Annotated in this window: 12 protein-coding genes; 7 read left to right on the forward strand and 5 right to left on the reverse strand. The window is 45.2% G+C overall.

Annotation, left to right across the window (positions count from 1 at the left end):
* Positions 1–212 precede the first annotated feature (212 nt).
* On the forward strand, positions 213–809 hold the full coding sequence (locus R7044_RS07530; RefSeq protein ID WP_017820296.1) for a LysM-like peptidoglycan-binding domain-containing protein: 597 nt from the start codon (positions 213–215) through the stop codon (positions 807–809).
* Between the two features lie 91 nt (positions 810–900).
* Here R7044_RS07530 and R7044_RS07535 read toward each other — a convergent pair whose 3' ends face one another.
* Entirely contained in the window at positions 901–1,362 is a 462-nt protein-coding gene (locus R7044_RS07535) for a GNAT family N-acetyltransferase (protein ID WP_017820295.1), read from the reverse strand.
* A gap of 142 nt (positions 1,363–1,504) precedes the next feature.
* Between R7044_RS07535 and dbpA the strand changes: the two genes are divergently transcribed.
* Positions 1,505–2,884, forward strand: coding sequence for an ATP-dependent RNA helicase DbpA (gene dbpA / locus R7044_RS07540; RefSeq protein WP_005379583.1), 1,380 nt, complete (start codon positions 1,505–1,507; stop codon positions 2,882–2,884).
* Between the two features lie 54 nt (positions 2,885–2,938).
* On the opposite strand, the gene R7044_RS07545 is transcribed toward dbpA, so the two are convergent.
* Together R7044_RS07545 and cpdB are read right to left on the reverse strand one after the other, a co-directional pair.
* A complete protein-coding gene (locus tag R7044_RS07545; protein ID WP_005379584.1) occupies positions 2,939–3,517 on the reverse strand; it encodes a Crp/Fnr family transcriptional regulator in 579 nt (192 codons plus the stop codon).
* Positions 3,518–3,614: 97 nt separating this feature from the next.
* Positions 3,615–5,576 carry a 2',3'-cyclic-nucleotide 2'-phosphodiesterase gene (gene cpdB, locus R7044_RS07550; RefSeq protein WP_047101902.1) on the reverse strand — a complete coding sequence of 654 codons (1,962 nt, stop codon included), beginning with the start codon at positions 5,574–5,576 and terminating at the stop codon, positions 3,615–3,617.
* Between the two features lie 275 nt (positions 5,577–5,851).
* On the opposite strand from cpdB, the gene cobA reads away from it, so the two are divergent.
* The 5 genes from cobA (at position 5,852) to cysC (ending at position 11,762) form a co-directional block, all read left to right on the forward strand.
* Complete coding sequence (cobA, locus tag R7044_RS07555) at positions 5,852–6,727, forward strand: uroporphyrinogen-III C-methyltransferase (RefSeq protein WP_031780800.1); 876 nt, start codon at positions 5,852–5,854, stop codon at positions 6,725–6,727.
* Positions 6,728–6,786: 59 nt separating this feature from the next.
* Positions 6,787–7,695 carry a sulfate adenylyltransferase subunit CysD gene (gene cysD / locus R7044_RS07560; protein WP_005379592.1) on the forward strand — a complete coding sequence of 303 codons (909 nt, stop codon included), beginning with the start codon at positions 6,787–6,789 and terminating at the stop codon, positions 7,693–7,695.
* An 18-nt stretch (positions 7,696–7,713) separates the two neighbouring features.
* Positions 7,714–9,144 (forward strand): sulfate adenylyltransferase subunit CysN, encoded by a 1,431-nt coding sequence (gene cysN, locus R7044_RS07565; RefSeq protein ID WP_047101905.1) that lies wholly within the window; start codon positions 7,714–7,716, stop codon positions 9,142–9,144.
* 251 nt (positions 9,145–9,395) lie between these two features.
* On the forward strand, positions 9,396–11,120 hold the full coding sequence (locus tag R7044_RS07570; RefSeq protein WP_005379596.1) for an SLC13 family permease: 1,725 nt from the start codon (positions 9,396–9,398) through the stop codon (positions 11,118–11,120).
* Between the two features lie 24 nt (positions 11,121–11,144).
* Positions 11,145–11,762, forward strand: a complete 618-nt coding sequence (gene cysC / locus R7044_RS07575) for an adenylyl-sulfate kinase (protein WP_005379598.1) — start codon at positions 11,145–11,147, stop codon at positions 11,760–11,762.
* Positions 11,763–11,851: 89 nt separating this feature from the next.
* Here cysC and R7044_RS07580 read toward each other — a convergent pair whose 3' ends face one another.
* Together R7044_RS07580 and R7044_RS07585 are read right to left on the reverse strand one after the other, a co-directional pair.
* Positions 11,852–12,757: a TIGR03899 family protein gene (locus R7044_RS07580; RefSeq protein ID WP_182039609.1), complete on the reverse strand. Its 906-nt coding sequence runs from the start codon at positions 12,755–12,757 to the stop codon at positions 11,852–11,854.
* Positions 12,758–13,079: 322 nt separating this feature from the next.
* Positions 13,080–13,574, reverse strand: coding sequence for a DUF3299 domain-containing protein (locus R7044_RS07585; RefSeq protein WP_005379600.1), 495 nt, complete (start codon positions 13,572–13,574; stop codon positions 13,080–13,082).
* Positions 13,575–13,577: the final 3 nt, after the last annotated feature.

Below are 13,577 nucleotides of genomic sequence, written 5' to 3' on the forward strand. Positions count from 1 at the left end.
GTGATAAAGGTAACAGGATACCAGTTTCGAGCTTAGGTTTAAATGATTGCGACTGAATGCTTAATTGAGGCGGCCAGGTTGTGACTTATCTCTTACTCCAAGTGAAATTTCTGCTAATTTAATCCCAATTCCATTTTAGTTTGGTGAAAAACATATACTCTCCGCGTCGGTATTTTTATACTGACCGTAGAAGTATTAAGGGACTCATTACAATGAATCGTCGCAGAAAGAAAAAGCAGCAAGTCGACTATGTCGAATTGGTTAAACAAAAATTCGCTGCTATCGACTGGAAGCAGCCGTTCAACAAAGAGCAATGGTTGGAGCGTATACAGCCTGTTAAGCAGTTTTGGTTGCGTCTGCCTAAATTTCATCAGCGTGCTTTGATGGTCTTAGTGCCATTGATTCTGGTACTCCTTGTTATTCCTTTGCCAAATAAAACAGATCAACCAGTTGAGCAGACTGAGGTCGATCATCAACGCGTAGCGATTGAGCTGAACGCGCAGAGTTTAAGCCAGCAGAGAACCTCTCAGAACTCTGGACCGAAATCTGAAGATTGGAAAGAGTACACGGTTAAAAATGGTGATACATTAGCGCAGGTTTTCAGAAGTAATCAGCTCTCTATGGCGGATCTTAGCGCTCTGGTCAAAATAGAAGGCAGTGATAAGCCGCTAAGCCAAATAAAGCAGGGACAGTTGATTCGCTTTAAGCTTAGTGACGAAGGCGAGTTAGATATGCTACAGCTGGAAAAAAGCGGGCGGTCCGTTATGTTTTTCCGTTTGTCGGATGGGACCTTTGGGCGTAACAAGTAAACGCTTCAAATGAAAAGACGCGAATATATCGCGTCTTTTTAGTTAGTTTTTTAATTCGATTAGTTTTCATAGTAACCAATCGAATTGAAACTTATAGCGCTACGGATTCTTTCCGCATATCCACATGAGGGATACCATCTTCAAGATAGCACTCTGAGATAACCTTGAATCCATGACTAGCATAAAACTGGATGAGGTGTTCTTGAGCACCTATATCTATTGTCTGTCCTGGCCATAATGTTTCGCATTGTGCCAAGGCCTTGTCCAATAACTTATGACCTAAGCCACCGCCTCGCGCGGTCTGCTTTGTCACCACTCGACCAATACTCACATTGTCATACGTAGTGCCTGCGGGCAGTAATCTTGCGCAAGCAACCAGTTCATCACCGTGATAGCCTATTAGATGATAAACGCCTTCCAGTGTGTCCTTACCATCAAGTTCAGGGTAAGGGCAGGTTTGTTCAACAACGAATACATCCACACGCAATTTCATCATTTCATACAGCTGTGTGGTTGTTAGCTGAGCAAAGGGCAAAGTAATCCAAGTGAGCATGTTGTTATCCGTAATGAGAATAGAGTGACTGACTTTACTTTGTTTTGAGCTCATACTCATTAACAAAGGTTAATTAGCACTGGTTTTCCCACCAAATCTGGTGATAATGTGCCCTCTTTCCATCTCACCTGAGGATATCCCCGTGAGCAAACAAACATTCGATCAAGTTGGGCTGAACCCAGCGTTACTCGCCACACTTGATTCCCTGAACTATACCCACATGACGCCAATTCAAGCTTTGAGCTTGCCTGCAATCCTAAAACATCGTGATGTCATCGGGCAGGGTAAAACGGGCTCAGGTAAAACCGCTGCATTTGGTTTAGGGGTTTTATCGAACCTCAACGTCAAACGCTTTCGTGTCCAGTCATTAGTATTGTGTCCAACACGTGAGCTTGCAGATCAAGTAGCGAAGGAAATTCGTACTTTAGGTCGCGGCATTCATAATATTAAAGTGCTTACTCTCTGCGGTGGGATGCCAATGGGGCCACAAATTGGTTCGTTAGAGCATGGTGCGCATATCCTAGTTGGTACTCCTGGTCGTATTTTGGATCACCTTGAGAAAGGCCGAATTGATCTTAGCGAACTGAATACCTTGGTGCTAGATGAAGCTGATCGCATGTTGGACATGGGTTTCCAAGACGCATTAGATGCAATCATCGATGCAGCGCCAAAGCAGCGCCAAACTCTACTTTTCAGTGCTACTTTTCCAGAGAAAATTGAGCAAATTGCGCAGCGTATAATGCAGACACCGGAAGTGATTAAGGTGGAATCGACGCATGATACCTCAAGCATTGCGCAGTACTTCTATAAAGTTGAAGGCTCGGAAGCACGTGATGAAGCGTTGGCGAATTTGCTGCTGACTCACCAGCCAGAGTCCGCGGTGGTTTTTTGTAATACCAAAAAAGAAGTGCAAAGTGTCGCAGATGAGTTGCATCACAAAGGATTCAGCGTTATCGATATCCATGGGGACTTAGAGCAGCGTGAACGCGACCAAGCATTGGTGCAGTTTGCTAACAAGAGTGTGTCTATCCTTGTTGCAACAGACGTTGCGGCGCGTGGCTTAGACGTTGATAATCTTGATGCTGTCTTTAACTTTGAGCTATCACGCGATCCTGAGGTTCATGTGCACCGTATTGGTCGTACAGGTCGTGCGGGTAGTAAAGGTTTAGCGTTTAGCTTTTTTGGTGAGAAAGACGGTTTACGTGTAGCTCGTATTGAAGAATACCTAGAGATGGACGTGGTACCAGCAACATTGCCTGCCAAATCAAATCAGCAGCCATACCAAGCGAAAATGGTGACGATTAACATTGATGGCGGTAAGAAACAGAAAGTACGACCGGGTGATATTTTAGGTTGTTTGACAGGAAAAAATGGTATTCCAGGCTCTCAAGTCGGAAAGATTCACCTATTCCCTGTGCGCGCTTATGTTGCCGTCGAAAAGTCTGTGGCTAAAAAGGCTCTACAAACCATTAGTAACGGCAAGATGAAAGGGCGCCAGTTCCGGGCGCGAATTCTTAAATAGCTCAAATAGCAGAGAAAAAGCTCTTCGTTTGAAGAGCTTTTTTCTTTTTTGAGTTTATTTGAGAGTGTGATCTTTGGTTAAGCGTGCTTTGATTCGACTCAAACTGATTGGCGTAATGCCCAGGTAGGCCGCAATTTGACTATCGGTAATACGTTGCTTTAAATCTGGGTAATGAGCGCAAAATAATTGATATCGTTCCTCTGGAGAGTAGAGCAACATAAAGCGTTCTTTATTCTCTTTATTAACCAGTTGGTTTTCGAGTAGCTTTAAGTAAATGGCGTGCTTTTCTGCTCGCCAGTGATGCAACGTTTCAATTGGCAAGCAAAATAGCTGACAAGCGCTCAGCGTTTCCAATAAGTAAGGCGAAGGTTGGTCCTTTATTATGCTCTCAAACCCGATAACCCAGTCCTTCTCCCAATAAAATTCTTTACTGAATTCTTTGCCGTGCTCCGTGAGATAGCTTGCGTGGCATAACCCCTCAATGATGAAGTAAAGGTGTGAGCTCAACTCCCCTTGGTGATTAAGAATGTGGCGTGTAGGCAGTTCGAGCAACTCACCATTTTCAATAAGTTGGTTTGCTTCTGTCTCTAAAAAGCCATGATTGACTAAGTCTGAAAAAAGATCGATGTGCATGTGATAACTCGGAAACGGTTTTCTTTATTTTAACGGGTTTTATTGATAACAAAAAAGCGGCTCATGAGAGCCGCTTAGTGTTGCTGTCAAATCAACCTTATTTATTCAGATCGATTTGATAAATTGCGAAACCAATGTCGTCTGTTGACACGCGTTTCATTGGGTATTGTCCTTTCTCTTTGATGAACTGCGCCGCTTTATCGCTAGGGGAGGTTTCGAAACGAATATCTAGCTTGTTATCGGACTTAATCGGTGCGAAAGACCAGTTGTTGTCAGCGCTTGGTGTCACTTCTCCTTTTTCTTCACTCACGCGAGAAATATAAGTGGCGACGACAGAGCGGTTTTCATCTGGTGCGTCAAATGCAATGAAATCTGGACCTGTACCAGGGAAAGTATTGCTATAAGCACGGTAGTTATTGGTTGCGATGATGAAATCTTGCTTCGGATTGACAGGCTTACCATTGAACGTCAGATTCACAATGCGCTGAGAATCTGGATTAATCACTTTACAATCCGCATCGTACTTCGGCGGTTGGGTAACGTCGATTTGGTAGTTAACCCCATCAATAACATCGAAGTTGTACGTACGGAAATTATCCCAATCAATCAAAGATTGCGGTTTAGGATTGTTGATGTCGATGTGGTTGAATTGACCCGCACTGCACTCTAGCCATTCGCGAACTTCTTTACCTTTCACTTTCATCGCAACCAAGGTGTTTGGATATAAGTAAAGATCGGCCGCATTACGGAAGGTGAGCTGACCGGATTCTACTTCTGTAAAGTTATTCGGATCGTTCTTACGACCGCCGACTTTAAATGGTGCTGCCGCACTCAGTACTGGAATGTCAGAAAGGTCTGGGTCGCCTTGAATAAAGCGTTCTACGTAGTCTTTCTGAGCAAGGTTAACGATTTGAATGGTGGGGTCGTCCTGCACTAATGCCAAGAAGCTGTACATGACATCATTTGCTTTGCCGATTGGTTGGTTTACAAATTCACGAGTGCCTTTGTGATCTTCTTCTAACGCTTTCACAATATCTGCATCGGCTTTAGCTAATGACTTCTTATTTACTTTATCGAAGATAGGGCGTGCTTCTGCTTGGCCTTCGACGACTTGCCATCTGCCGTCTTTCTCTTTCAGCATCAAATCCATCACACCTACGTGACTTCCCCAGCGGCCCGGCATCACGGACGTTACACCATTGATGGTCCCTTTATCTATATCAACACCAGGTAGGTTTGCGAAGTCTTTCCCTGGGAAGACGGCGTGAGAGTGGCCAAAAGCAATCGCATCAATACCTTCAACTTCTGTGAGGTAGTAAACAGAGTTTTCAGCGCCTAGTTTGTATGGATCAGTAGAAATGCCTGAGTGTGGAATCGCCACAATAACGTCTGCGCCTTCTTTCTTCATCTGAGGAACCAGCTTTTTCGCTGTCTCAGTGATGTCTTCAGCGAAGACTTTTCCTTCTAGATTCTTCTTATCCCATACCATGATTTGTGGCGGGACGAAGCCGATGTAACCCACTTTGATTTCGTGGCTTTGACCATCAGTGTCTTTGAACGTGTGCGTTTTAATTAGATAAGGTTTGAAGTAGTGCTCGCCTGTCTTCTTGTCGAAAACGTTAGCACTAACATAAGGGAAGTTCGCACCGTCGATAGAGTTTTTCAGGAACTCAAGGCCGTAGTTGAATTCGTGGTTACCAATGTTACCCACATCGTAATCCAACTGGTTCATCGCTTTGTATACCGGGTGGATTTCGCCAGCGTTAATCCCTTTCGCCGCCATGTAATCGCCCATTGGGCTGCCCTGAATTAAATCACCGTTATCTACTAGTACCGTGTTTTCTGTCTCGGACTTAGCTTGTTTCACTATTGTCGCTGCGCGACTTAAACCGATTTGCTGTGATGGTTGGTCTTTGTAGTAATCGTAATCCATCACGTTGGTGTGAATGTCGGTGGTTTCGATAATACGAAGCTTGATGGTATCGGCCATTGTTGGGCCAGCAAGCGTTAGCATGCCACTTAATACTGCGAGGGAAATAGGATGAACTGCCACTTTCATTTGGTGCTCCAATTCAATGATAAGGGGAAATCGCACTGCGTAATGTATCAAACACAGATGCAACTCGATGATAAAGATACAGAAAACTGTGAACATTAATCAGTTTACTGAACCTTATTCATATTAACCGCCGACTTTTTCACGCTTTTGAATGAGACCAAACAAAAACTTCTTAGCAGATTTTTGAATAAAAAATGAAATTTTAGAATTTCAGGTAATATAAACGCCCCGCCATAATGCTTGCATGACGATATCAATGGACGATGAGCAAGCACATGGCAACGAACGATTCAGTCACTTCTTTTCCTAAACCAAAGCCCCGGTTAGTTTCTGACAACCCAGTCGCTGGTGTTACTCGTTTTGCAAAGCAATCGCTACAGCCTGGTGAAGTCGCCTTAGTAGGTGCAGGACCAGGCGATCCTGAACTTCTGACGGTGAAAGCACTGAACTGCTTGCAGCAAGCTGACGTGGTTTTGTACGACTACTTGGTGTCTGAAGAAATCATGGCATTGATTCCAAGCGATACGATTTTGGTGTGCGTTGGGAAGCGAGCTGGGCATCACAGTGTGCCGCAGGAGAAGACGAATCAGCTTTTGGTGGATTTTGCCAAGCAGGGCTACAAAGTAGTGCGCATTAAAGGTGGGGATCCGTTTGTATTTGGTCGTGGTGGTGAAGAGTTAGAAGTGCTTGCTGATGCCGGCGTTCGTTTTCAAGTTGTCCCTGGCATTACCGCAGCAGCTGGCGCAACCGCTTATGCTGGTATTCCACTGACTCATCGTGATTATGCGCAATCGGCCATCTTTGTGACTGGCCACTTGAAAGAAGAAAGTGATGAGATGGATTGGTCCACGTTGGCGCGTGGGAATCAGACTTTAGTGATCTACATGGGGCTGATGAAATCACACTATATTCAGAATCAACTCATTAAGCATGGCCGTTCAGCGTCGACTCCGATTGCCATTATTGAGCGTGGCACGCAGATTCAACAAAAAGTATTTACGGGAGAACTCTCCCAACTCTCTGATTTATCGAAGGAAGCACAATCGCCATCTTTGATTGTTGTCGGAGAGGTAGTGCGACTGTCTCAAAAGTTAGACTGGTTTTTGTCTAGTACTGAATTCAACAAAAGTGCTATTGCCAACTCCATATAATTTCAGACCAAAGATTAGAGACGTAATGCGCCTTCAAGCTTAAAAAGGAAATACAAAACATGGACCAACAACGTTTAACTCACCTTAAACAACTCGAAGCGGAGAGTATCCATATTATCCGCGAAGTTGCGGCTGAGTTTGATAACCCAGTCATGATGTATTCGATTGGTAAAGACTCATCAGTGATGCTGCACCTAGCGCGTAAAGCTTTTTACCCAGGTAAGATTCCATTTCCATTGCTGCATGTCGACACCGATTGGAAGTTCCGCGAGATGATTGAATTTCGTGATCGCACCGCGGCCAAATACGGTTTTGAGCTTTTGGTACATAAGAATCCAGAAGGTCTAGCCATGGGCTGTAGTCCGTTTGTTCATGGTTCTTCTAAGCACACTGACATCATGAAGACTCAAGGCTTAAAACAAGCGCTGAACAAGTACGGTTTTGATGCGGCCTTTGGTGGTGCGCGCCGCGACGAAGAGAAATCACGGGCGAAAGAGCGCGTGTATTCATTCCGCGATAAGAACCATACATGGGATCCTAAAAACCAACGTCCTGAGCTATGGAAGACGTACAACGGCCAGGTCAATAAGGGTGAGAGCATTCGTGTATTCCCGCTGTCTAACTGGACTGAGCTTGATATCTGGCAATACATCTATTTAGAAAACATCGAGATCGTGCCGCTTTACCTCGCGGACAAACGCCCAGTTGTTGAACGCGATGGCATGCTGATCATGGTTGATGATGATCGTATGGAGCTTCAACCGGGTGAAGTGATTGAAGAGAAGAGTGTGCGCTTCCGTACCCTTGGTTGTTATCCATTGACCGGGGCCATCGAGTCTGAAGCAAACACTTTAACTGGCATTATTGAAGAGATGCTAGTGGCAACGTCGAGTGAGCGCCAAGGCCGAGCGATCGACCACGATCAGTCAGGATCGATGGAGCTTAAGAAACGTCAAGGTTACTTCTAAAGGATCTAAGGAAAGATAATGAACAGTGCAGTTGAAGCTCAATTAGCCGAGCTTGGTATCGAAGGCTATTTAACACAACACCAGTACAAGTCGTTACTTAGATTCTTGACTTGTGGCTCGGTGGATGACGGTAAAAGTACATTAATCGGTCGCTTACTCCATGACTCAAAACAAATTTATGAAGATCAGCTAGCGGCAGTGCATTCAGACAGCCAACGTGTGGGCACCACGGGTGAAAAACCTGACCTTGCGTTGTTGGTCGATGGCTTACAAGCTGAGCGCGAGCAGGGGATCACGATTGATGTAGCTTACCGCTATTTCTCGACGCAGAAACGTAAATTCATCATTGCAGATACTCCTGGACACGAGCAGTACACACGTAACATGGCTACAGGTGCATCGACATGTGACTTAGCTGTGATTCTGGTTGATGCACGTAAGGGCATTCTCGATCAAACTCGTCGTCACTCTTTCATTTCCAACCTGTTGGGCTTGAAGCACTTTGTTGTCGCGATCAACAAGATGGACTTAGTGGATTACTCCCAAGAGCGCTTTGAAGAGATCCGCGATGAGTATCTGAAGTTCTCTGAGAATCTGACAGGGGATATTGATATTCAAATCATCCCGATCTCAGCGCTTGAAGGGGACAATGTGGTGGATAAAGGCCAAAACCTGACTTGGTTTAAAGGCCCATCATTGCTTGAGCTTCTTGAAACGGTCGATGTGGATCAAGAAAAAGGCGCGGGTGAATTCCGCTTCCCTGTGCAATACGTTAATCGTCCTAACCTCGATTTCCGTGGTTTTGCGGGGACCATTTCTTCTGGTTCGATCAAAGTCGGTGATGCCATTAAAGCATTGCCATCGGGTAAAACGTCAACTGTGGCTCGTATTGTGACCTTTGATGGTGATATCGAAGAAGCTCGTGCCGGATTAGCTGTCACTCTGACGCTAAGCGATGAGATCGATATTAGCCGTGGCGATTTGATTGTTCTAGATAATGCTCAAGTGGAAACCACAAACCATTTGCTTGCCGATGTGGTATGGATGACAGAGCACCCCCTGCAACCGGGTCGTGACTATGACATCAAAATCGCAGGTAAGAAAACCGTAGGTCATGTTGAAGCGATTCGTCATCAATATGACATTAATAATCTCTCGACTCATAGCTCGGCAGAGCTGCCATTGAATGGTATTGGTTTGTGTGAATGGTCTCTTAATGAGTCAGTCGCGCTGGACAATTATCAAGACTGTGCAGATACCGGTGGCTTTATCATTATCGATCGTCTGACAAACGTGACGGTTGGTGCTGGCATGGTTAAAGAGAGCCTCGCCGTGGTTGAGCGCGATTTGACGGGCATCTCTGCGTTTGAAGTTGAGCTTAATGCGCTTGTCCGTAAACACTTCCCACACTGGGAAGCAAAAGACGTCAGCCAGTTTCTGAAAAAGTAACTGGCTTACCCAAGTACGATAATTTCAGGCTCTGTCTGCTGTTGTACTTGGGGCGTCGCTACCTAACTGAATTGCGAAATGTCGTTAGGTATTCTCCTAATACCAGAATGCTTCGGTGGAGCCCAAGAAAACCGAGCATTCTGATGTTCTTTTCGCTTGCGCTGATTTTTGTCTGTTTACTCGTTTGTCGGTGTTTCATGGATAAATGAGTCGTTGTTGTGCCCTTTGGGGCTATTTGGTAAGGAAAGGCTATGTGGGAACAAGGGTTTGTGTTAGCGATTTTGCTTGGCATTATCACTTGCTTGCTTGTCACGAAAATTAAGCCTAGTTACGTCTTTGCGGGTGCCGCTTTTATTGCATTCATGGCTGGGATGATGGATTCAGCCACTATCGCATCCAATTTTACCAACTCTTCATTGTTAACCCTGGTTCTATTGATTCTTGCATCCTGTGCTCTAGAAAAAACACTGCTGATCAGTTGGGTGAGCCGAAGTATCTCTGAGGGTCAGTTAGGCAGCGTGATTGCTAAGCTCGGTGTGTCGACCGCCTTGCTTTCTTCATTTACGAATAATACCGCTGTGGTTGTCTCATTGATTGGGGCGATTAAGCGTAATCAGCAGCATGCACCTTCGAAATTACTTATTCCCTTGTCTTATGCCGCCATTTTTGGTGGCACGTTAACTTTGATTGGTACGTCGACTAACTTAATCATCAACAGCTTTGTCGAAGACGCAGGCTTACCGAGCCTGAGCTTTTTTACACCTACGATGATAGGTTTGGCTGTGCTGGTGGGAGGGATGTTGATTCTTATCCCGCTCAGCTACTTGCTACCGAATTATGATGATCAAAACCAAGAAGATTTACCTTACTTTCTTGAGTCTCGCGTTGAGCCAGGCTCACCGCTAGTTGGGCGTACGATCAGCGAGAATAATTTACGTGCGCTGCGCAAACTGTTTCTTGCAGAAGTGGTGCGCGATGGTGTTACTGTTTCTTCTGTGGGACCGGATTTTGTGCTCAATGCAAAAGACCGCCTGTTATTTTGTGGCGATGTTGAGAGCGTCGCGACCCTGCAAGAAATTCCGGGCCTCAAGTTGTTTGGTCAGCAGCACTTAAATGGGCAAAACTTTATCGAAGTTGTGGTGAGCTCGTCGGCGACGTTTTGCTACAAAACCCTCAAAGAGAGCCGATTCCGCGACCGATTCGATGCCGTTGTTGTGGCGATTCGCCGAGGCCACGAACGCCTAGAAGGTGGCTTGGGTAGCATTACCTTAGCGCCAGGAGACACGTTAGTTCTGGTTCCAGGAAAGCGTTTTGAGTCTGAACGCCGAGCTCATCGTAAAGAGTTTGTTTTAGTGCATGACTTGGACTCTAGCGCTCGGCTTGATACGAATAAGTCTTCTATTGTATTACTGGGCTTTGCAGCCGTAATTGGATGCGCTCTATTAGAGTTAGTACCGATTATTAAAGGTCTAGCTGCGTACCTTATCGCGCTTATTGCGTTTGGTATTGTGCAGATTTCAGAACTGCGCCGCCGTTTTCCGATCGATATCGTCGTGATTGTCGGTTCCGCTTTGTCTATTGCTCAACTGATGATCTCTTCTGGATTGTCAGAAAGAATGGGAGTGATGTTTATTGAAGCGTTTAATGGCTGGGGAGTATTTGGTGCCTTGGTGGCGACTTATATCATGACATTGGTACTCACTGAATTGGTGACAAACAATGCCGCGGCTGCGCTTTCTTTTCCTATCGGCTATAGCATGGCGGTGGGTTATGGCGTGGATCCGATGCCATTCATCATGGCGGTTTTGTTCGGCGCGAGTGCGAGCTTTATCTCTCCCTACGGTTACCAAACTAACCTGCTGGTGTACAGCGTAGGAAATTACAAATTGACCGACTACGTGAGAATTGGAGTGCCAATTTCGATTGTGTACTCTGTATTAGTACTTACTTTGATCCCGGTCTTTTTCCCGTTTTAATTCCGATATTTACAAGGATACGTTATGACTGCCGAAACGACGGTAAAAGATGAAAACATTGTTTGGCACCAGCATTCGGTTGATAAACAGTTTCGTGCTGAATTAAAGAAGCAAAAACCTGCCGTATTGTGGTTCACTGGTTTATCTGGAGCGGGTAAATCAACCGTAGCAGGGGCGTTGGAAAATCGCCTTGCAGCACTGGGTTACCACACCTATTTATTGGATGGTGACAATGTACGACATGGTTTGTGTAGCGATTTAGGTTTTTCTGAACAGGACCGTCGCGAGAACATTCGTCGTATTGGTGAACTGGCGAAGTTGATGGCAGATGCGGGTTTAATTGTTCTGTCGGCGTTTATTTCACCGCATCGTGCAGAGCGGAAGTTAGTACGCGATTTATTGCCAGAAGGCGAGTTTATCGAAGTGTATGTCAATGCATCTCTAGAGGTTTGCGAAGGTCGAGATCCTAAGGGTTTATACCGTAAAGCCCGTGCGGGAGAGATTCCTAATTTCACTGGTATTGATTCGGAATATCAAGCGCCAGAGAACCCTGAAATCGATTTGCCCGCGGGAGAAAAGAGTGTCGATGAGCTGGTGGATTTGTGCTTAATCGATCTTAAACAACGCGGTGTGATCCGATAAAAAAGCATTTAGATCATAGGTGACCTAAAGCTCTTTGAGCAGCTTGAGAAGTATTTGGATCATAGGTGATCAAATGCTTCTCAAGCTGGCTAGACGGTATGATGAACCGTACTTTTAGCTTCACTATGGACACTAAACCTATGATTTAACAGTGCAAGCATTTGATCGTAGTATTCGGCATGTGGTTTGTTTCCGAGTAAGGTACAGAGCTCATTACCTGTCGGTGTGAAGCGGTAATATAAAAGGCGGACACCTTTACTGTTTACGTTCAGTGACAAGTTTTTACCTTGGTAGGTGAGGACCAACGGTGTCTCGATACTAATTTCGCCAGATTCAAGTTCGGCACTGTGCAGCAGCCCTAATTCAACTAAGAGCAACAAGCTTGAATACGGCAGTTGAAAACTTCCCATATTTAGGCTGTTGGCGACGTCTCGCTTGCCGAAGCTAAATATGCCTCCTTGCGCTTTGTAACCAATCAGCAGTTTTCTGCTGTGATCCCCTCCAAAACTGCACGCTAAAGAGGCGGCTCTTTGCAGAGTTTGTGCTTCCTTTGGTGACATGTCTTTGAGGGTTTTCAACGCTTTCATGGACGTTGAACCCGGATTGGTCACTTCACGCTTCATCACTTGAGCCCATAGCTTTTGCATCGCGCTGTTATGGATGTCTTGAGCCATCTCAAAAAATCGATGCAACCAATCTTGGTCTGGCTCTCCCGCTGTCTCATCTCGGCATGAACTGTGCGCTAATTTTAAAATCTGTTCTAAGTTTTTTTGTCGCTGTTCTTGGCGTCTTTGCTCTCGCAATTGGGCTCTTTCAAACGCAGATTTGGCTGGCGGTTCGGTTTGCAGTAAGGCGTCAAGACCGTGTATTTGGGCAATGGTTTTTACCTTACTAGCACTGTCTTTTATGTAGCCTTGTTTCTTTTCTTGTTGCGTATTTTTTTTTGTGTCTGACTGATGTTCGATGACAACAGGTTGCTTTGTCGGGTCTGCCATTCGTTTTCCTACCAAGAACTGCGCGGTTTGCACGTTTAAATTTACACCTTATCTGACCAAGCGACCAGACAGGAGTTCTCAGTTTTTGAACGAATAGGGCTATTCAAAATGATAATGAGTTGTTAAAATTGTTATCGTTATTTTGGAGGGGCTATGAAGTTCTCAGAAGCAGGTAAACTCAAAAAGCACCTGTCGATAGCGTTTCTTTTGGTTATTTATGTGGGCGTATTAGCGTATTTATCTCGTTATATCGTGTAGCACAAAGCTAAAAAAGGCGCCAGTGTGACGCCTTAGGTGTAGCGAGGCTTATCGACGACTTAAATTACATATCGTCGTAGGCTTCTATTTCTGATCCCTCAATAACGTAAGCCGTTTCTGCTAGTTCGTGGTTTATCGTCTCGGTTTTCAACGTTCCAACCACATATATGACATCCCACAACTCTTGAACAGGCGCGCCTTTCGGAAACTTCACGTAAATGATCTGGTTTGGAGGCGGTGGTGGCACGTGAATACAAGCTCCAAAGTATGGCACTAATAAAAACTCGGTGACGGTATCGGCATCACCTTCAAGTGGGATAACAAACCCTGGAATTTTAACTTGGCTTCCGTTCAGTTCTGGTCGAACGTTACCAATCTTGGACTGCTGCGCTGCGCCACCACTGTGATCAGATGCAGGCATGCCTATACTGTCGAACAATTTACGCTCTTTTTCTGGAACAAGGTCAATCCAGTCAAGCTTCAATGGTTCTTCGCTGGCCATAACAGGCGCTGTGAATGCGACGACCAGCAAGCAACTTGCGAGTATTTTTTTCCACATTTT

It is taken from the genome of Vibrio sp. 1402 (assembly GCF_033340275.1).